The organism is Natronoarchaeum sp. GCM10025321, from assembly GCF_042663585.1.
Classification (GTDB): Archaea; Halobacteriota; Halobacteria; order Halobacteriales; family Natronoarchaeaceae; genus Natranaeroarchaeum.
Map to the genome: position 1 here is coordinate 2,618,028 of NZ_JBHTAN010000006.1, position 19,589 is coordinate 2,637,616.

General features: G+C 63.9%; 15 protein-coding genes. 6 read left to right on the plus strand and 9 right to left on the minus strand.

The window, feature by feature from the left end:
• Positions 1 to 136: 136 nt before the first annotated feature.
• Positions 137 to 394, plus strand: coding sequence for a glutathione S-transferase N-terminal domain-containing protein (locus ACFQL3_RS16325; protein ID WP_377056219.1), 258 nt, complete (start codon positions 137 to 139; stop codon positions 392 to 394).
• The gene (locus tag ACFQL3_RS16330) at positions 394 to 912 is read left to right on the plus strand and encodes a redoxin domain-containing protein (RefSeq protein WP_377056221.1); all 519 of its coding nucleotides are present in this window, start codon (positions 394 to 396) and stop codon (positions 910 to 912) included. The genes ACFQL3_RS16325 and ACFQL3_RS16330 overlap by 1 nt, the downstream gene beginning before the upstream one ends.
• Positions 913 to 1,054: 142 nt before the next feature.
• On the opposite strand, the gene ACFQL3_RS16335 is transcribed toward ACFQL3_RS16330, so the two are convergent.
• From ACFQL3_RS16335 to ACFQL3_RS16350, 4 genes are all read right to left on the minus strand, one after another.
• Positions 1,055 to 1,924, minus strand: coding sequence for a ribose-phosphate diphosphokinase (locus ACFQL3_RS16335; RefSeq protein WP_377056223.1), 870 nt, complete (start codon positions 1,922 to 1,924; stop codon positions 1,055 to 1,057).
• A 63-nt stretch (positions 1,925 to 1,987) separates the two neighbouring features.
• Positions 1,988 to 2,413, minus strand: coding sequence for an HIT family protein (locus ACFQL3_RS16340; RefSeq protein WP_377056225.1), 426 nt, complete (start codon positions 2,411 to 2,413; stop codon positions 1,988 to 1,990).
• A 45-nt stretch (positions 2,414 to 2,458) separates the two neighbouring features.
• Positions 2,459 to 3,094 carry a uracil-DNA glycosylase gene (locus ACFQL3_RS16345; RefSeq protein WP_377056227.1) on the minus strand — a complete coding sequence of 212 codons (636 nt, stop codon included), beginning with the start codon at positions 3,092 to 3,094 and terminating at the stop codon, positions 2,459 to 2,461.
• 7 nt (positions 3,095 to 3,101) lie between these two features.
• Positions 3,102 to 3,344 (minus strand): hypothetical protein, encoded by a 243-nt coding sequence (locus ACFQL3_RS16350; protein ID WP_377056229.1) that lies wholly within the window; start codon positions 3,342 to 3,344, stop codon positions 3,102 to 3,104.
• Between the two features lie 52 nt (positions 3,345 to 3,396).
• On the opposite strand from ACFQL3_RS16350, the gene ACFQL3_RS16355 reads away from it, so the two are divergent.
• The 3 genes from ACFQL3_RS16355 to ileS all read left to right on the plus strand — a co-directional run bounded on the left by ACFQL3_RS16355 (position 3,397) and on the right by ileS (position 9,601).
• On the plus strand, positions 3,397 to 3,672 hold the full coding sequence (locus ACFQL3_RS16355) for a hypothetical protein (RefSeq protein ID WP_377056231.1): 276 nt from the start codon (positions 3,397 to 3,399) through the stop codon (positions 3,670 to 3,672).
• A gap of 226 nt (positions 3,673 to 3,898) precedes the next feature.
• On the plus strand, positions 3,899 to 6,271 hold the full coding sequence (locus ACFQL3_RS16360) for an alpha-amylase domain-containing protein (protein WP_377056233.1): 2,373 nt from the start codon (positions 3,899 to 3,901) through the stop codon (positions 6,269 to 6,271).
• An 84-nt stretch (positions 6,272 to 6,355) separates the two neighbouring features.
• Entirely contained in the window at positions 6,356 to 9,601 is a 3,246-nt protein-coding gene (gene ileS / locus ACFQL3_RS16365) for an isoleucine--tRNA ligase (protein ID WP_377056235.1), read from the plus strand.
• A gap of 138 nt (positions 9,602 to 9,739) precedes the next feature.
• Here ileS and ACFQL3_RS16370 read toward each other — a convergent pair whose 3' ends face one another.
• The 4 genes from ACFQL3_RS16370 to ACFQL3_RS16385 form a co-directional block, all read right to left on the minus strand.
• Positions 9,740 to 13,798 carry a glucodextranase DOMON-like domain-containing protein gene (locus ACFQL3_RS16370; RefSeq protein WP_377056237.1) on the minus strand — a complete coding sequence of 1,353 codons (4,059 nt, stop codon included), beginning with the start codon at positions 13,796 to 13,798 and terminating at the stop codon, positions 9,740 to 9,742.
• 404 nt (positions 13,799 to 14,202) lie between these two features.
• Entirely contained in the window at positions 14,203 to 14,736 is a 534-nt protein-coding gene (locus ACFQL3_RS16375) for a heme NO-binding domain-containing protein (RefSeq protein ID WP_377056239.1), read from the minus strand.
• Positions 14,737 to 14,830: 94 nt separating this feature from the next.
• Positions 14,831 to 16,009, minus strand: coding sequence for an SPFH domain-containing protein (locus ACFQL3_RS16380; protein WP_377056241.1), 1,179 nt, complete (start codon positions 16,007 to 16,009; stop codon positions 14,831 to 14,833).
• 71 nt (positions 16,010 to 16,080) lie between these two features.
• Complete coding sequence (locus ACFQL3_RS16385) at positions 16,081 to 17,823, minus strand: excinuclease ABC subunit C (protein WP_377056243.1); 1,743 nt, start codon at positions 17,821 to 17,823, stop codon at positions 16,081 to 16,083.
• Positions 17,824 to 18,001: 178 nt separating this feature from the next.
• Between ACFQL3_RS16385 and ACFQL3_RS16390 the strand changes: the two genes are divergently transcribed.
• A complete protein-coding gene (locus tag ACFQL3_RS16390) occupies positions 18,002 to 18,076 on the plus strand; it encodes a hypothetical protein (protein ID WP_377057132.1) in 75 nt (24 codons plus the stop codon).
• A 19-nt stretch (positions 18,077 to 18,095) separates the two neighbouring features.
• Here the strand turns inward: ACFQL3_RS16390 and ACFQL3_RS16395 are convergent, their stop codons facing one another.
• The gene (locus ACFQL3_RS16395) at positions 18,096 to 19,508 is read right to left on the minus strand and encodes a DHH family phosphoesterase (RefSeq protein ID WP_377056245.1); all 1,413 of its coding nucleotides are present in this window, start codon (positions 19,506 to 19,508) and stop codon (positions 18,096 to 18,098) included.
• Between the last annotated feature and the right edge of the window lie 81 nt (positions 19,509 to 19,589).

Consider the following 19,589-nt stretch of genomic DNA (forward strand, 5'->3'; position numbering starts at 1 on the left):
GAGGGGTGCCTGGAGCAACCGGACGCGGTTATTCCCTGATTATCAGGTGGTGGTGAACCGTCGGTCGATCCGATCAGAGGTGAGATCGATCGCCGCGAAGCCAACGTTTTCAGCCGTCCAGACCCACTGGTCGATTATGAGCGAGACACCGATCACCTTCTACCGCCTCCAGGCCTGCCCCTTCTGTGAGCGCGTCACACGGATGCTGGACGAACTGGAGCTGGACTACCAATCCCGGTTCGTCGAACCGATGCATTCCGACCGAGACGTCGTCAAGCGAATAAGCGGGAAACGGACGGTTCCCGCAATCGTCGACGAGTCGACCGGCGTCACGATGACGGAGAGTGCGAACATCGTCGACTATCTCGAACGGACGTACGGGGGGAGCGCCTAATGGTCGAACTCGACTTCGACGTCGTCGACCTGCCGGAGCGAGACCACGTCGAGGAAGGCGACGTTGCACCCGACTTTACCCGGCCGCTCGTCAACGAGGAGTTCTGGGAGGACCGGTCGCTATCGGACCTGACCGAGGATGGGCCGGTGCTCCTCGTCTTCTACACGATGGACGGTGCGTTTCCGGCGACCTACATCTGGAACGAAATTCGCGGCCGAGAGTGGGAGACCGAGTTCGACGTCCGGATCGTCGGACTGTCGATATCGGATCCGTACTCCCACAAGCGGCTGATCGAGGAGCGTGGGATCGACTACGACCTGTTCAGCGATCCGAACAACACCGTCGCCGTCGAGTACGGCATTCCCAACGACCTCGACGGGATGACCGGCGTGTCGGAGCCACGCCCGGCGGTGTACTTGCTCGACGATGAGCGAGTCGTCGAGTACGCCTGGGTCGCCCAGGAGTGGCCGCAGTTCCCGGACTACGACGAGATCGAGGCGGCGCTGTCGGAGCTGTAGGGTTGCCAGCAGAGAGAGCGAACAGGCGGCACGAAGACGTCACGACGCGGCGTGCCACGCACCCGCGCAGACCGGCGTCGTGGTAAAGAGTCAGCGCACGCGGTGGCTGGCCGCCCGATCGTTTATAAATTCTCGTGAAAACTCAGAGCTGATCTGCAAGCGCGTCGGCGACTACTGGCGCGGCGCTGACGGCACTGCAGGGGCGTTCGAGCGTATCAGTACCGTAGACAGTATCGACGCCAGCCCGCGAGAGTTTCGTGACCGCGTTGCCGGCGAGCAACGGGTGGATGCAAGTGACGAAAACCCGGTTTGCACCGCGCTCCTGGAGAATGGTGAGGGCCTCGCTCATCGTGGATCCGGTAGCGATGATGTCGTCGACAACGACGATGTCACGGCCGTCGACGCTCGTGTCGCTCGGCGATATTTCGACATCGGAGCCGGAGTGTCGTGTCTTCTCGAAGTAATCGACCGTCCCGGTACCGGCGGCCTCCCGGACCGTCTCGGCAAGATCGATCGCACCGGCGTCCGGGGAGAGAAAGAGCGGATCGATCAGGTCCTCAGGCAGCGGTTCGGCGAGCCGAGCGGCCGCGCTGATCGGCGTCGCAGGTGGGTCGAAGAAGTCACAGACGTCCTCCTCGTGGGGGTCGATCGTCAGCACCCGATCAGCGCCCGTGCTGATCGCCCGGGCCACTGCACGGACCGAAACCGGCTCGCCCTGCTCGAACGCCTGGTCCTGTCGCGCGTAGCCCAGATATGGGACGACGGTGATGACCTCCCCGTAGCCGGCTTCGTGGGCGGCGTCCTGAAGCTGGAGCAGTTCGATGTGTGCGTCGCTGCTCGGCGTCGAGGCGACGACGATAGCCCGCTCGCCGTCCGCCGGTGTCACGTCGCCGATGCTAGCCATCAACTCGCCGTCGGGAAACCGGTCGAATGCGACGGGCGCGAGCGGTTCGTCAAGCCGCTCCGCCAGTTCGGCCGCGATCGACTGGGAGTGGCGTCCGCTGAGGATCATACCCGATGGAACTCCGGCGTCGGTTAAACGCGTTTTCGTTCGCACCGACGCCCGCGGACGCGTTCAGGTTCGTTCTCTGACATCTTCGACGATATCGTCGAGGTCGTCGTCCGAGAGGTCCGGGCGGTCGCCCGCAATGGCGTGGACCGGCGCGCCGCCGTCGCCCTCGAACCGGGGGATGATGTGGCCGTGGACGTGAGGGACTTCCTGGCCAGCCACCTCGCCGTTGTTGAACGCGACGTTGCAGGCGTCGGCACTGACCGCGTCCTCGACGGCCGGGACGAGGGAGTGGAGGGTATCGAACACTTTCGGGGCGAGATCCTCGGGGAGGGCGTTCAGCGTCTCGTGATGTGCTTTCGGGATCACGAGCGTGTGGCCGGGGGCGAGCGGGTTGGCGTCGAGGAACGCGAGCGTTTCGTCGTCCTCGTAGACGGTGTGGCTCGGAATCTCTCCGTCGACGATCGCACAGAAGATGCAGTCCTCGCTCATACTCGAATGCCTCGGCGGCCGATAGCAAAAACGTTGCCCACGCCCTCACTCCATGAGCGCGTCGAGTCGCTCGGCGAACGTAGCGACGTACTCCTCGACGTCGTAGCCGAGGCGAGCGATCCAGACGTCCCGATAGGACGGGTGCAGGACGGGGAGAACGGCCGGATCGATTCCCGCCAGGTCGACAGGGTCGAGAACGCAGTCCAGAAAGCCGTCGAGCGAGCGCTCGGCGAGCGAGAAGACCGATCGGGTGGCGTGTTTGCCAGCGGGGACGAGCACGTCCGGGTCGATTCCTTCGAGTTCGGTTTCGAGGTGGCCCCTGCAGGTCCGCCGTTCCTCGTCCGTCGGTTCGGGGTTCGACCCGTCTTCGCCCTCGGGAAAGCACTTGACGGCGTTCGTGAAGTACGCGTCCTCGCCGTAGCCTGCGTCGGCGAGTAGCCTGCGGATCCGCCGCCCGGAGTGGCGCGTGGTGAACGCTTTGCCAGTCCAGTTGCCGCCGCGCCAGCGCTCGTCGGACGCGTCGTCCGGCGGTAGCCCTGCGCCGGGAGCCTCGCCAACGACCACGACGCTCGCGTCGAGCGGACCGGTGCCCCACGAGATGCACTCCCGGGATTCAGTGAGCGCCGAGCAGCGCGAACAGTCAGGTTCGAGGACGTTGCGAGAGGCGGGGAACTGCGTCATACTCTGCTTACTCCGTCAGCGGAAGGATGACGCCGAAGACGACGACAGAGAGGAACGCGACGACGACGCCGATCGCTTCCATATCGAAAAACAGCGTGTGTGTCCAGCCCGGTACATCAGAGAGCAAGACGCCTGCGAACAGTAACTCCCCGACGACACCGCCGATGAACAGTCCGACTCCGAGCAGAAACCCGTACTTCGTCAGCGTGGGATAGTTGAGGTCGCCATAGCGACCCGACGTATGTGCCATATGCCCCTTCGTCCGTCGATCAGTTATAAACTTCTTGGTAGTGAGTGGAGAGATGAGAGCGAACAAAAGAGTAATATCAGCCGATATCGTTCTTGTGGACATGCAACTCGAAGTGCTGGTCGAACTGCTTGCGTATTTCGCCCTTACCGTAGTGGTAACGGGAGTCGGTCTCGTCGCCGAATTGAACAGTTACCTGTATCTGTCCGGCGGTGAGACCACGGTCGCGCTCTGGCTCGCCGGCATGGGAATTCTGTGTCTGTACGCAGGCGTGTATATGCTCGGCTACGGAAAACTGATCCCGGCCACCCTCAGCGTCGTTCAAGACTAACTGACACGTCACTGACTGTTTTCGAGGAGCTATCGACTCCCGCCGAGAGACAGCCGAGGCCAATCAAGCGGACGACGAGCGGGCCTTGTTTTGAGAGAGTATCCAACCGCGGGACTGCGATCACGAGGCAGTGATTCGGAGCGGTCCGCCTTGAGTACACCATTGACAAATGTTGTAATTTATCACCAAGCATTTATATCTTGAAGATTTATCTGTAATCAATACAATGCGCGAAGGTAACACACCTGTACATCGCCGTGACGTCCTCAAGGGCGTCGGGGGAGCGACGATGGGATCGGCAGTCGCCGGTGGGGCGGGCGCAAGCGCCGCTGCCGTCAGCACCGCCACCGAAACGGCGATGCTGCAGTACTTTCACACCGACTGGACGGAGGTGGAAGCCAGCATGGCCCAGGTCGCCGACGCCGGGTTCGGCGCGATTCACGTCCCCCCGCCACAGGAGAGCGTCCTGACCAGAGCGGATCAGGGCAAGGAACATCCCGATTACGGCGCGGAGTACCCCCATCACCCGCCGCTCGGCTATCAGCCCTACGACCGCACATCCCTCGATAGCGAGTTCGGCACCGAGGCCGAGTTCCGCTCGATGATCGACGAGGCCCACGCCCAAGGCGTCGACGTGATCGTCGACGTCGTGCTCAATCACAACGGGGCCGGGATTGCTCTCGACGACTTCCCGAATCTCGACTCCGAACAGTTCTATCAGGAGGGCGGTATCGAGGGCTGGATGTACTCGTTCGATTCGAGCGACGACCGCTGTTATAACGGCAGCGAACCGAAAGATCCCAACCAGTGGGAGTGTGACCCGGAGGCGATAGAGGACCACGACCTCGTGGGGCTTCCATCGCTCGACTGGACGACCCAACACGTTCAGGACCTCGCCTACGACTACCTCCAACTGCTCGCGGATTGCGGTGCCGACGGCGTACGCTGGGATGCCGCCAAGCACATCCACAACTGGGTCTTCGAGGAGTACCTCAACCCCTGGGCCGACGAACTGGGGTTCTACACCGTCGGCGAGGTGTTGTTCGATCCGATCGGCTACGTCGACGAGTACGCCCGGACGGGAATGGACATCACCGACTACCCGCTGTTCTACACGATGAAGTACGAGGCGTTCACCAGCGGCGGCGACTTCCGTGCGCTGGACCGTAGCGACGCGGGCTACGTCGCGCAGAACCCCACCCAGTCGCTCACTCTGATCGCCAACCACGACAGCGCGCCGCCCGAACTCGAAGCGCTCGCTCGGGCGTTCGTTCTCACGTACGAGGGGTATCCGCGACTCTACAACTACCTGCTCGAGTTCGACGATCCGGGGCTCCGCAATCTGCTCTGGATCCGCACCAATCTGCTCGGCGGCCGCGCGATTACCCACCACGCTGACGCGGACGTCATCGTCTACGAGCGCAAGGACAACGCCGTCGTCGCGCTCAACAAGAGCGGCAGCGAGCGAAGCGAGCGGATCGACGTCCCCTGGGCCGACGAACCGCTACAGGAGTACACCGGCAACGCCAGCGATACGGTCGCCGACGGCGACGGGCGGGCGGAGATCACTGTACCGGCCGGCGGGTGGGCGGTCTACGCCCCCGACGACGCCGCCAGCGACCCGTCCGAGGAGAACGACTCTATCGACGACGGGGATGGAAGTAACGGAGGCAGCGGGGACGCCGAACTCACCATCCGGATCGAGGCACCGACCGCGGACGGCGAGTCGGTCTACGTCACCGGTAGTAGCGGCTCACTTACCGACTGGGGCACCGGTATCGAGGGCAACCACGCGGGCGGAGACGTGTGGGAAGTCACCATCGACGATCCGGGCGCGTTCGACTGGAAGACGCGACGCGGCCCCGAAGGTGCCTCGGGCGACATCTGGGAGACGGGCGACAATCACACCGATGCCGACCTCGCGCCGGCACATCAGGGCTGGGAGGACGGCTTCGACGGGACAGCGGACGAGGAATCGCGCGACGATGGCGGGTCGGACGACACCACTGACTCCACCAACGACGGAACCGACGACACCACTGACTCCACCAACGACGGAACTGACGACACCACCGATTCCACCAACGACGGAACCGACGACACCACTGACTCCACCAACGACGGAACTGACGACACCACCGATTCCACCAACGACGGAACCGACGACGGAACCAACGACACCACTGATTCCACCAACGACGGAACCAACGACACCACTGAGACTGCCAACAGTGGATCCGACGATACCACTGACTCTGATGACAGTGGAACCGGTGACTCGACGGATTCCAGCGACAGTGGGACAGACGAGGGGGACGAGACAACCGAAAGCGAGAGCACCGATGATGGCGCGACCGACGACAGCACTGCTGTCGACGCTGACGAAGGGAGCACCGACGACGCCGCTGAGGATGAGGGATCCGAGGCGCCTGAAACCGGCGACAGCGGGGCCGAACCGGACGCGGACGGCACTGACGACAGTACGAACGATACCGACGACGACCTCCCCGGGTTCGGGATCGGTGCAAGCATCTCCGGGATCGGCGGGGCACTGCTGGCAGGCAAGCGACTGGCCAGGACTGACGAAGACGCCGAGTGATCACGGCAAGCCGTTGTTGCTCCGGGGCGTGATCCACAGCGGGGTACCGATTGCCCTTTGTTTTAGGAGTGAGATAGGGCGTGTATGGACCGATTTCGGGAAGTCGACGACCAGTACGATCCGGACGCGGTCGAGGACCGCGCGTTCGAGTACTGGGACGACGTCGACGCCTACGAGAAAGCGAAAGCCGAACGCGAGGGTAACGAGGAGTTCTTCTTCGTCGACGGGCCGCCGTACACCTCCGGCGCGGCGCACATGGGAACGACGTGGAACAAGACGCTCAAGGACGCCTACATCCGCTATCTCCGGATGTCCGGCTACGACGTCACGGACCGGCCAGGCTACGACATGCACGGCCTGCCCATCGAGACGAAAGTCGAGGAGCGCCTCGGCTTCGAGAACAAAAAGGACATCCAGGAGTTCGGCGAGGAAGCCTTCATCGAGGAGTGCAAGCAGTTCGCCGACGAACAGCTAGAGGGACTCGAATCGGACTTCAAGTCCTTCGGCGTCTGGATGGACTGGGACGACCCCTACAAGACGGTCGACCCGGAGTACATGGAAGCGGCCTGGTGGGGGTTCAATCAGGCCAATGAAAAGGGCCTCGTCGAGCAGGGCCAGCGCTCGATTTCGCAGTGTCCCCGCTGTGAGACTGCCATCGCGAACAACGAGGTCGAGTACGAGGACGTCACCGACCCGTCGGTCTACGTGAAGTTCGATCTGGTCGATCGCGAGGGCCAACTCGTCATCTGGACGACGACCCCGTGGACGATTCCGGCGAACACGTTCGTTGCCGCCGATCCCGATCTGACCTATCAGGGCGTGCGGGCCACCAAGGACGGCGAGGAGGAGGTCGTCTACGTCGCCGAGGAGTGCGTCGAGGACGTCCTGCGGGAGGGCCATTACGACGACTACGAGGTCATAGAGGAGGTCACCGGCGAGGAGATGGTCGGCTGGGAGTACGACCATCCGCTCGCCGATGCTGTCGATCACCCCGGCGGCGACGGCGCGTTCGAGGTGTACACTGCCGAGTACGTCGAAGCGGACCGAACGGGACTCGTCCACTCCGCACCCGGCCACGGTGAGGAGGACTTCGAGCGCGGTCGCGAACTCGGTCTGGACATCTTCTGTCCGGTCGGCGGGGACGGCGTCTACACCGACGAAGCGGGCAAATACGCCGGCGAGTTCGTCAAAGACGCCGACGGGGCGATCATCGCTGACCTCGAAGCGAAGGGGGCGATGCTCCACTCCGGCGAGACCCATCACAGCTACGGACACTGCTGGCGGTGTGACACCGGGATCATCCAGATCGTCACCGACCAGTGGTTCATCACGATCACCGATATCAAAGACCAACTCCTGGAGAACATCGAGGACAGCGAGTGGTACCCGCAGTGGGCGCGCGACAACCGCTTCCGCGACTTCGTCGAGGATGCACCGGACTGGAACGTCTCACGCCAACGCTACTGGGGTATTCCGGTTCCCATCTGGCTCCCGGGCAACTGGGATGGCTCGATGGACGACGCCATCGTGATCGGCAACCGCGAGGAACTCGCCGAGCGCGCCGACCAGAAGATCGATCCCGCAGACGTCGACCTGCACAAGGGCACCGTCGACGAGCTAACGATCACCGAGGACGGCCGGACGTACAGCCGCGTCGCCGACGTCTTCGACGTCTGGCTCGACTCCTCGGTTGCCACATGGGGTACCATCGGCTACCCCAGCAACGAGGAGGACTTCGACCGCCTCTGGCCCGCCGACCTCATCATCGAGGCCCACGACCAGACGCGTGGCTGGTTCTGGTCCCAACTCGGAATGGGCACCGCGGCGATGGGCGAGGTACCCTACGACAACGTCGTGATGCACGGCTACGCCAACATGCCCGACGGCCGCGGGATGTCCAAGTCGAAAGGCATCACCGTCGAGCCTGACGAAGTGATCGAGGAGTACGGCGCGGACCCGATGCGCCTGTTCCTCCTCTCGGTCAACCCACAGGGCGAGGACATGCGCTTCTCGTGGGACGAGACAGAGAGCATGCAGCGCAATCTCAACATCCTCTGGAACGTGTTCCGGTTCCCGCTGGAGTACATGCGACTCGACGGCTTTGAGCCGGGCGTTGCGACGGAGTCGCAACGAGGTGAAGGCGGTGAAACCGCCGGAACGACGACGCTCGATGATGTCGATTCCGATCTCGAACTCGTCGACGAGTGGGTGCTTGCACGGCTCCAGACCGTCATCTCGGAGATGACCGAGGCCTGGGACGAGTACCGCCAGGACCGCGCGCTCGACTCGCTGCTGGAGTTCGTCGTCGAGGACGTCTCGCGGTTTTATATCCAGGTAGTCCGCGAGCGGATGTGGGACGACGAAGGCTCGGCTAGCAAACAGGCCGCCTACGCCACGTTCTATCACGTCCTGAGCACGGTCGTCAAACTGCTCGCACCCTTCGCGCCGCTGGTCAGCGAGGAGATCAATCGGACGCTCACCGGCGACAACGGAAAGGATACTGTCCACGCGCTGGACTGGCCCGAGGCCGAGGAGTACTGGGCCGACGAGCAACTGGAGACCGATGTTGCCCTCCTGCGGGCCGTCGAGGAGGCCGGGTCGAACGCCCGGCAGAAGGCCGAACGGAAACTGCGCTGGCCCGTCACGCGGGCCGTCGTTGCGGCCAACGACGAGCGAAGCGTCGAGGCCGTCGAGCGTCACCGCGACCTGCTGGCTGACCGCCTGAACGCCCGTGAGATCCAACTCGTCGGGACAGGCGACGATTGGGGCGAACTCCAGTATAGCGCCGAGGCCGACATGAGCGAACTCGGCCCGGCCTTCGGCGGCCGCGCCAGCGAGGTCATGAACGCGCTCAACGAGGCCCGCGTCGACGAGCAGTCCCTCGACGCGCTCGAAGCCGAAGTCGAGGACGTGCTGGAAGACGACGACGAACTCACCGACTCGATGGTCGAGTTCGTCACCGAGACGCCGGAGGGCGTCACCGGAACCGGCTTCAGCCGAAACGGCGACGACCTCGGCGTCGTCTACGTCGATACTGCGCTCACCGAGGACATCGAGAGCGAGGGCTACGCCCGCGAGGTGATCCGGCGGGTCCAGGAGATGCGAAAGGAACTGGATCTGGATATCGAGGAGCCGATCCGCCTCGATGTCGACATCGACGACGACCGCGTCGCCGATCTGGTGGCGGACCACGAGGACCTGATCGCAGAGGAGGTTCGTGCCGACGAAGTCGGTACCGTCGACGACGGCCACCGCAAGACGTGGGACGTCGAGGACGTCGATATGGAGATCGCTATTGCGTCGATTGCGGCACCGGAAGCCTCCGAGTAGGAGCGCTCCGGCTATCGGGTGTCGGCCGTTTTTTTGCGAGGAGAGTCGAACGCTCCCGGAGAGCGATGCGGCTATCGACGGACAGTGTTCGATAAAAATAACGCGCGCAGAGAACCGCAGAATGGGCCGACAGTGAGGTTACTCCTCGTCGTCCTCGCTGTCCTCGGAGAGGCGCTTGGCGGCGAGTGCGCCGGCACTGACGCCGGCCGCACCCGCGGCGATGCCGAAGCCGGGCAGGCCGTCGTCTTCGTCCTCGGTGTTCTCGTCGCCGTTCTCCTCACCGTTTTCCTCACCGTTCTCGTCGCCGTTTGCCGGTTCGGGCGCAGCGTCGCCCAGCGGGACGAGCGGAATTGCGGGCGTGGTGTCCGCGTCGTACGCGAGCACGTCGGCGCGAGTCTCGCCCTCCGGTAGGAGGAGATCCATCGCAGCTGGGTCGTCAGCGCCCTCGATTCCGCCGCCGATGGCGTACTCCGCAGGCTCGGGGTTGATCGCCCGGATGCCGCCCTCGCCGTACCCGTCGAACGGCGTCATGATCGCCGCGAAGGCGACGTTGTCCGTCCAGTCGACCGCGCTCTTCGGGAAGTCGACCGCGACCTTGTCCGAGTCGGTCTGGTAGTACTCGACATCACCGGAGACCGGTTCGCCCTCGGCGTCTTCGACGTCTGCCGTCCCTTCGCCGTGTGCGAGCACGCGGGTGTGATGCGGGCTTGCAGTGTTGAAGTTCGTCCCCGTTCGGCCCTCGGTCCCCGTCGGACCGCTAGCCTCGGGAGAGTTGATGTAGATCTGGACGAACTGGTGGGAGACCGGATCGAGGCCGAAGTTGTTCTGGATGTCGGCCGCCATCGTGAACTCGAAGCGCACTCGAGCAGGCGACTCGTAGACAGTCACCGTCTCGACGTCCCAGGTGCCCTCGTAGAAGTCGCCACCGGTCGGGTAGGTGTACTGGTCGGGACCGTACGGCGCGCCGCCCGTACCGGTCTCGAAGGTTTCGACCTCCTCGAACTCGGCGACGAGCGAGGAGTACGGAATCTCCGCGAGCGTGCCGTCGGCGTATGCCAGCGCGTCCGCAGTCGGGGTGTCCCCGGCCGTGTCGATGACGTTCGGCGCACTATCGTTTTCGGCACCACCGAAGACCTCTGCACCGACCTCAGTTTCGACCGGGCGAACGTTGCCGGCCGCCGAGTTGTCGTAGCCCAGTAGCAGGGGTGCGACCTCCATCTGATCGAGACTGCCCTCGATGGAGTCTTTGGGGAACTCGACCAGCATCGCCTCGTTGGCGTTGTTAATCGTCAGTTCGCCCGTTGCGAGTTCGGTACCGTCGGCATCTTCGATGCGAACGCCGTGTTCGCCGTCGGCGACGAGGCGGTACTGATAGGGTGCCGCGAAGGTCGCATTGACACCCTCGCGCGCATCAGTCGACCCGCCGCTCGCGTCGGGATCACGGATATACGCCTGCAGATGTTGGTGGGAGAGGCCGTGATCGTAGTCCCACGGGTTCGTCAGGTCGCCGTCGATTTCGACGACGAACTGGAAGTCGTTTTTCGACTGGTGGACGTCGAACCGCGTCAGATCGAAGACGCCGTCGTCGAAGTCGTTGCCGGTCGGATACTCGTAGGTGCCGGGACCGGCGTCGGTCCCACGCTCGGCACTGAGTTCGATGAGCATGTCGCCGACCGAGAACAGCGAGGGCGTCTCCAGCACGGCGAACGTGTCGATCTCGACGGTCACGCCGGTGTCGCTCTCCCTGGTCGCGATGTTCTCGCCGGTAACCTGATCGACCGGATCGACCTCCGGTCGCAGGATCGGCGAGATAGGATTCTCCTCGAAGTTCGCGATGACGATCACGCTTTCCGGACCGTCGACGTCGTCGAGTTCGGAGGCGTCACGACCGAAGACGATCATGTTCGGGTTGTCCTGCGTGAACGCGTACGCGTTCCGGAGCTCTGCGGCGGGTTTGAGCGCGTCTAGGTCGTGGTACGTCTCGATGACGTCCTTGTAGAACTGGAGGTGCTCCTCGTCGTACTCGTCCCAGTTCATGAACGCGCGCTGTTTGCCGCCCTCACGGACGTCTGCACCGGTGTTGATGTTGCCAGCGTCGTTACGACCACGGTTGTCCTCCTCGAACGCGTCGAGCGAACTCGCCGGCCAGCGGCTCTCGCCCCAGCGGCTGATCTGGCGCTCCTGGCCGTAGTAGACCGACGGGACGCCGGGGAGGCCAACGCCGGCCGCCCAGGCGGCGCGCTGTCGTTTCGCACCGGTCTCCCACTCCTCGTCCGGGATCTCCGAGGGATCCTCCGGCGGGTCGTTCGCGTTGACGACCGTACTGTTGAGCAGGCGTTCCTCGTCGTGGTTCTCGATGAGGTTGAGGATCAGCGAGGAGTTCGGGAACCCCTGGTTCTCGCGTTCCTGAACGTCGCTGACGAGCGACTGGGCACCGGTGTCGCCGGCCGCGACCGAGTGGGACGTGCCGGTGAAGCCCTCGGTGTCGAAGTGCATGTCGAAGGCGTTCTCGGACATCGTCGGATCCTTCGGAATCGTCTCGTCGAGCATCAGGTACTCGCTGTTGTTCTCGCGGACGACCTCGCGGATCTCCTTCCACATGCTGTTGGGGACGCCCCACGCGATGTCACAGCGGAAGCCGTCGACACCGACTTCGCCCGACCAGAAGTCCGCGATTGCAAGCATGTGCTCGCGGACGGCCACGTTGTCGTAGTTCCAGTTCGGCATCACGCGCAGGCCGAAAAAGCCGGTGTTGGTCGGGATGGGATCGGCGATCTCGGCCGTCGGGTTCTGCTGGAGTCCCTGAACGGTCCCGGCCGCTTCGACGCGGTCCCACCAGTCGAAGTACTTCGAGTCCTCGTTCCACTCGTTGATCGCCGGATACTCGAAGTTGGCGTCGAGCAGTGCCTGCGTTCGCTCCTCGTCCTGACTGGCAATCGTGTCCTGGAAGAACGGATGGCCACGGCCAGCGTGGTTGATGACGATGTCGAAGATGACGTTGATGTCGCGTTCGTGACACGCATCGACGAACTCCTTGTAGGACTCGACCGGATCCTTCCCCTCCGGAACGAGGTCCTCGGCGATGCCGAAGTAGTCGTTCGAGTCGTAGCCGTGGGGACCGCCGCCCGGTGGCTGGTCCTCGGTAAAGTTCGAGAGGTTGTTGTTAAGGAACAGTTTGTCGACGCTCTCGGCCGGGACGATCGGCGTCAGCCACACCGCGTCGACGCCGAGTTCGTCGAGATAGTCGAGGCCGCGAGCGCCCGTGCCAGCATCGCCGTTGATGATCGTATCGAACGTCGTCTGGCCGCGTTCACCGGCCCACGATCGGGGGAAGATCTGATACATGACGCCGTCTTCCATCCACTCCGGTGCACGGTTCGGATAGTGGATCGAGCCGTCCGGATCGAGTTCGACGGTATCGATCATGCTCCGCGCGTGTCCGTCGTGTGCGGCGACGTGGACGCGGGCCGTCTCGCCGTCGAGGGCGCTCGTCGGGACGTGTGCCTCGTCGCCGTCGCTCTCGATATCGGCCGTTTCGAGCGCGTCTCGGTCGTCGGCGAGGAAGACGACTTCGAGGTCGTCCGTCGACGCCCGGCTTGCCGGTGCGAGTTCAGGGTTCGACTGAAGGACGAACTGGTCGCCGTCGTTTTCACCCTCGAATTCGACTTTCGGACGAGCACCGTCACCCTCCGGGAACGCGTGGATCGTCATCCGGTGTGTCCCGTCGGGCGCGTCGAGTTGGACGACGTACGTTCCGGGGACATCGGCCTCGAATTCGCTGACGTTCTCGTCACCGGTAGAGTAGCGAGTGACCGAGGCGGAGTCGTGTGTCCGCTCGAACGTCAGTTCCGCGTCGCTGTCGGACGGTTTCTCCGCGAGCGACCACTCGAAATCGCCGGCGTCGTAGTTCTCCGGGTCGCGCCCGAAGTCGGGGATCCGTGGCGCGAGATTGTCGCGGGCATCGTACGACCAGCCGCCGACGTCTGCAGGGTTCGAGAGCGTCTCGCCCACTTCGACGAACCGTGGATGGCCCGGATGGTGGGAGTCCGCCCCGTCGGCGTGCGTTTCGGCGTGCTGGTCCATCAGTTCTGCTGTCGACGGCATCGAGGTGAGCGAGAGAGCGCCGAGCCCTGCCACACCGCCGAGAACGGTTCTGCGGTCTACGTCGGGATTGAGATTGCTGTCGTTATTACTCATAATGTCGTTTGGGGAGCTGCATGTGTCTGCGAGACAGGGACGCGGCTCCATGGTCCCTGGAACAAGGCCACCCGTCCGCGGCGTGCCGCCCACGGATGGAGGTCACGGACAACCGTCGACCGGCTAGTCGACGAATACGAACGAAAAGTGCGCGTCCGACCCTCAGGTCGGACCGCTTCGAATGTCCGCGACTGATTTGGCTGCGACTCATCGACACAAGGTGATGTAATTGTTCATCATGTATAATACCATATCTATGACTAGTATTTGCCTCTAGTCTACTGCTGTGTAATCAAGTATATAATATATATTACTACTACAAAATGTAGTGAAAAATTCGTAAGTAGAAGTTCAGGCCGGTCGACAGTTCCGGCCGTTTCCTATCAGAAGGAGCATCTATATCCTCAATCGAGGTCGACGTGCAACTCGCACCGGTCGTCGCCCTCTCGAAGGCAGGTCGACTCGTCGATCATGGTCGTAGCGTCGTACTCCGCCGCAACCCCGGCGGCGATCCCTCGTAACACCGTACAGAGTTCGCGTTCCGACCGATAGGTTAGCACGACCGCCTCGCCCTCCGCTCGGGTCGAGACCGTCGTAGACGCGCTCTCACCGTTGTCCTCTTCGAGTTGCTCGTAGATCGTATCCAGCGCCAGCAGCACTTCCCGTGCGTCCCACTCGTCACGGACGTGGGCTTTGAACGTGTCAAGAAGTTGTGGTGCCAGCGACTGGCCGAACGCGCGCTGGATCGAGTTCTCGGTCCGGCCGCTCAGTTCCGAGAGCGCGGTGACGGCGCGCGTAATCTCGTTGTCGGGGTAGTGAGTCACGGGCAAGTACAGCTTCGGGTCGAGGCCTGCCCTCTCAGTCACCGAGTCCCAGTCGACCCCGTCGCTATCCTCTTCTACGTACTCTTTGAGCGCTTTGTGAACGATCCCGTGCATAGCGTTACCGTCCTCGCAATCTGACCTGTGTAGACATGTATCGGAGTACAGACCTACAACTGGTAAATATTCCGACGATAGGTCGACACAAACCTTACTTTTCTAACTCGTCGACAAGTTCGGTGTCGTCGATTTCCTCACGCGAGTCGCGCCCGACCTCGCTGGAGGGTTCGCCCGACGCGGCCTCGCCGAACTCGCTGATGAGTTCCTCGATGTCGTTGAGGCCAAGCATTTCGGCGGTGTCGTCGTCGAAGTCGAGACTCTCCAGCGAGCCATCGGCCTGCTGGACGTCGCTACCCGAGAGATGTTTGCCGTAGCGACCGATCATCGAGGTGAGTTCCTGTGGCATGACAAAGGTCGTCGACTCGCCCTTGCCGATCTCTTCGAGCGTCTCCATTCCCTGATCGATGATGGCGCGCTCGCCCATCGATTCGGCGGATTTCGCGCGAAGCACGGTCGAAATCGAGTCACCCTGTGCTTCCAGGATCTGGCTCTGTTTCTCACCCTGTGCGCGGATGATGTTGGACTGTTTGTCACCTTCGGCCTTCTCGACGGCACTGCGGCGTTCACCCTGCGCCTCCAGGATCATAGCACGGCGACGACGCTCGGCGCTGGTCTGCTGTTCCATCGCCTGCTGGACGTCCTTGGAGGGGTTTACCTCGCGGACCTCGACCGCTTCGACGCGGATCCCCCACCGGTCGGTCGCCTCGTCGATCTCGCCGTGGATCCGGGTGTTGATCTTCTCGCGTTTGTTCAGCGTCTCGTCGAGTTCCATGTCGCCGATAACGGCCCGGAGCGTCGTCTGGGCGAGGTTCGAGACCGCGTTCTTGTAGTCGTCGACCTCGAGGAACGCCTTCTTGGCGTCCATCACACGAATGTAGATTACCGCGTCGGCCCGAACCGGAGAGTTGTCCCGCGTGATCGCTTCCTGCTGTGGGACGTCGATCGTCTGTGTTCGCATGTCGAACACGTAGGTCTTCGAGACGAACGGCGGAACGAAGTTGATCCCCGGCTGGAGGAGCTGTCGATACTCGCCGAAGACAGTCAACGCGCGTTTCTCGTAGGCGTTGACTATTTCGACGGCGCTGGCAACTGTCACGACCGCCAGCGTCAGCAACAGCGCACCGACAATCGAGAGCGGCGTCAGATCGATGAAGTTCGTCAGTAACAGCGCACTCGCTCCCAGCGCAAGCGCGCCGATCATGATGGTCTGCGGTCGGAGACCGTGCGTTCTGTGGACGCTTTGAATCCTGTCGCCCCCGGACTGAGACATATCCGCAGGTTAGGACCGACGAGGGTTAACGGTTGTCACTACATCTCATGCGAGCATCCGCCATCGCGGCCTCAGAGCCGATCACGGAGCTCGTCCGCAGTCTTCTCCCCGATCCCGTCGACGGAAAGTAGCTCTGTCCGCGACGCCTCGCGCACTCCCTCGACGCTCCCGAACCGACCGAGCAGGCGCTTGCGGGTCTCCGGGCCGATGCCGCCGATTCCGTCAAGTGCTGTCGAGACCTCGTCACGTAACGTCTGATGATACTGCAGAGCGAAGCGATGCGCCTCGTCCCGGACTCGCTGGAGGAGATGCAGCTGTGGTGCGTCTCCGGGCCAGTCGTAGCTTCGATCCGGTGTGATCACCAGTTCCTCGTCTTTCGCCAGAGCGATCGCCGGAACCGACCAGCCCACATCGGCGAGCGCCTCGCGGGCCGCCGAAAGCTGACCGTCACCGCCGTCGATCACCAGTAGCTCCGGGTCGGGGCGGTCGTCGCGGCCGTCGACGGCGCGGCGGGCCCGCCACTCAACGAGCGCACGCATGTTCGCGTAATCGTCGTTCCCGTGATCGAGGCGTTTGCGGCGGTAATCACCGCTCTCGCGGCTGCCATCGACGAAGGTGACGTTGCTCCCGACGGCGTCGCTCCCCTGGGCGTGACTGACGTCGAACCCCTCGATCCGAGTCGGCCGCTCGATATCCAGGGCGGCCGCGAGCGCGCCGGTCTCGTCCCGCCCGTCGGTGCCACGCCGGGCGTTTTTGAGCGCCAGATCGACGAGCGTCGCCTCCCGTCCGGCACCCGGAACGCGAACCGCGACACCTTCGGCATCCAGCCACGCTTCCAGTTCACCGTCGTCGAGATGTTCGGGGAGGACAAGCGCGTCCGGAAGCTCCCGCTCGGCGTAGTACTGTGGAATGAACGCCGACAGGACGCGAGCGATCTGGTCCGGGCCGCTGTCGGGGGCGGCGAGGCTGTGTCGTTCCCGGTCGACTAGCTGGCCGCCGTCGCTGTGCAGTCGAGCGACCGTCGCCTCCTCGCCCTCGATTGCGACGCCGAGCACGTCCAGCAGGCGTTCCGCACCGTCCTCGCTGCGCGCAACTGCATCCCCGCTGTCGCCGTGAAACGCCTCCACGGTCTCGAGGCGATCACGTAGGTTGGCCGCCCGCTCGAACTCCTGCTCTTCGGACGCTTGCTCCATCGACCGGCGGAGCGGCATGGCAAGCACACCGAGTTCACCCTCGAAGAACCGCTCCGCTGCGGTAACGTCCTCGGCGTACGCCGTCTCGGAGATTTCGCCGGTACACGGTGCCGTACAGATGCCCACCTCGTAGTCGAGACAGGGGCGATCCCGGTTGGCGTACTTGTGCTCCGAACAGCCCCGCAACCCGTAGATTTCGCGGAGCGCCTTGACGACCGTTTCGAGGCGCGCCCGACTCGTGTACGGGCCGTACACCGTTGCCCCCTCGTCGGGATCGCGGGTGATCTCGATCCGCGGGACGGCGTGGTCGGTTAGCTGGACCAGTGGGTAGGACTTGTCGTCTTTCAGTCGGACGTTGTACCGGGGCTGGTGGCGCTTGATCATGTTCGCCTCCAGCAACAGCGCCTGGGTTTCCGTGTCCGTCACCGCGACGTCGATGGCCTCGGCGCGGTCGACCATCCGTGCGATCCGCTGGCTCCGCGGGTCGGCGTAAGAGCGCACCCGGTCGCGGATGTCGATCGCCTTCCCCACGTAGAGCACTTGCCCGTCGGCGAGGAACTGGTACACGCCAGGCTCGGTGGGAAGGTCGTTCGCCCGGTCACGGACCGTCGGCGCGTCCATCGACCCGGGCTAGGCGAGCGGCGAGTTTCAAGCCTGCGGCTCGTACCGTAGCGAGCAGGCGACGGGAACAGCCACGACGCGGCGTGTCGCACACCGGCCTCGGCCAGCGTCGTGACAGGGGGTCAGCGCACGGGGGTCGTGGCCGCTCGATCGTATATAAACCCAGGGCGGCGTCGGTCTGCTTGCGAGCGCGCTCACCCAGCGCTGTACGGTGAACAAACTCCTTGGAATCGACACCTGTCCGAACGAGTAACAGGGTCTGGTCCGCGTCGTCAGGAAAGTTGCTCGGCGACGATTCCGTCGGCGAGTTCGACGAACTCTGCTTCGGTACCTGCAGGAATCGTCGCACCGGCGGCGACGTCGTGACCGCCGCCGTCGCCACCGACCGCACGCGACGCCTCGCCCATCACGGCAGAGAGGTCGAGTCCCTCACGGACTAGCGAGTGGGTCCCGCGCGAGGAGACTTTCACCTCCTCGTCGTTCTTGTTGGCGAAGGCGATGATCGGCGTTCCGCGGTCGACGCCATCGGCCCCGACCGCCATTCCGGCGACGATGCCGACGATAGTCTCGCGGATGCGGTCCTCGGCGTGGAACCACTGGATGTTCCCTTCGCGGGTGACGCCCTCGGAGGTGACCCACTCGATCCCCTCGGAGAGGTTTCGGCGGTGATCCCGCAGAAGCTGTCTGGCACGGTCGAGCGCGTCGTCGCGGCTTCCGAGACAGACCGCGAGGCCGACGTCGGCGCGCTCGTAGCGAGCCGTCGCGTTCAGCAGCGTCGAGAACTCGCTGGCGTCCCGAAGCTCTGTCCCGACTGGCTCGGCGGTGAGCGAGTAGGTCGTCCCGATAAGGCCGTCTATCTTGCTGGCCGGGACGCCGCGCGAGACGGCGCGCTGGACGAGCGCGCTGGCGACGGTCTGGCGCTCGTCGTCGGTCAGATCGACCCACCGTCGCCAGTCACCGTCGGCCTGCAGGTCGAGGTCCAGGTCGTCGAGGAAGTTCATCGCGCCGCGCTCGTCGTTGCTGATGCCGGGAATGTACACGTCGGTCGAGTACTCCAGTAGCTTGGGGAGCGGGCGGGTCTGCTTGCCGTACAGCGAGAGGTCCGTCCCCTCGTCGAGGACGCCCGCGGCGACGCCGTCTTCGACGATCCGTTCGTTCGCGCCGACGAGTTCGCCGCCGCTTGCCTGCATGTCACCGACTGCACCGACGACGGCGAGACCGGCGAGGTCGCGGTTGTCGCCGCCGTCGGGTTCGAGCGCTCTCGCGAGTGCGTAGCTTGCGCCTGCGCCCGAGAGTTCGGACGCGCCGTTGATCCCGAACAGCAACGGGTTCAGGTGGTACTCGGTCTCCGCGTCGGCGGGCTGGTGGTGGTCGGCGATGACGGGTGTGAAATCGCCCGCCGCCTCGTGTTTGCTGATGATATCGAGTTGGCCGCTGCCGAAGTCAGTGAAGAGCACGACCTCCCGGTCCAACTCCGCGATCCCGGCAATCTCCGCCTCGTCTAGCTGTTTACTGAACACCGTCTCGAACGGGATGCCGGCGCGTTCGAGCGCGCTGGCCGCGATTGCGGCGCTTGTCAGGCCGTCCGCGTCGATATGCGACGCGAGGACGACCCCGTCCGCCTCGTGCAGTCGCTCGGCACACTCGGCTGCTCGGTCGGCGAGGTCGGGGATCGGAGCGTCCATCTACCGGGAGTTGTGCGGAATCGGGGTTAAACCTGCGGGTCCCGGACTGCTCGTCGAGCGCCTCTGTCCGGCCGACCGTAG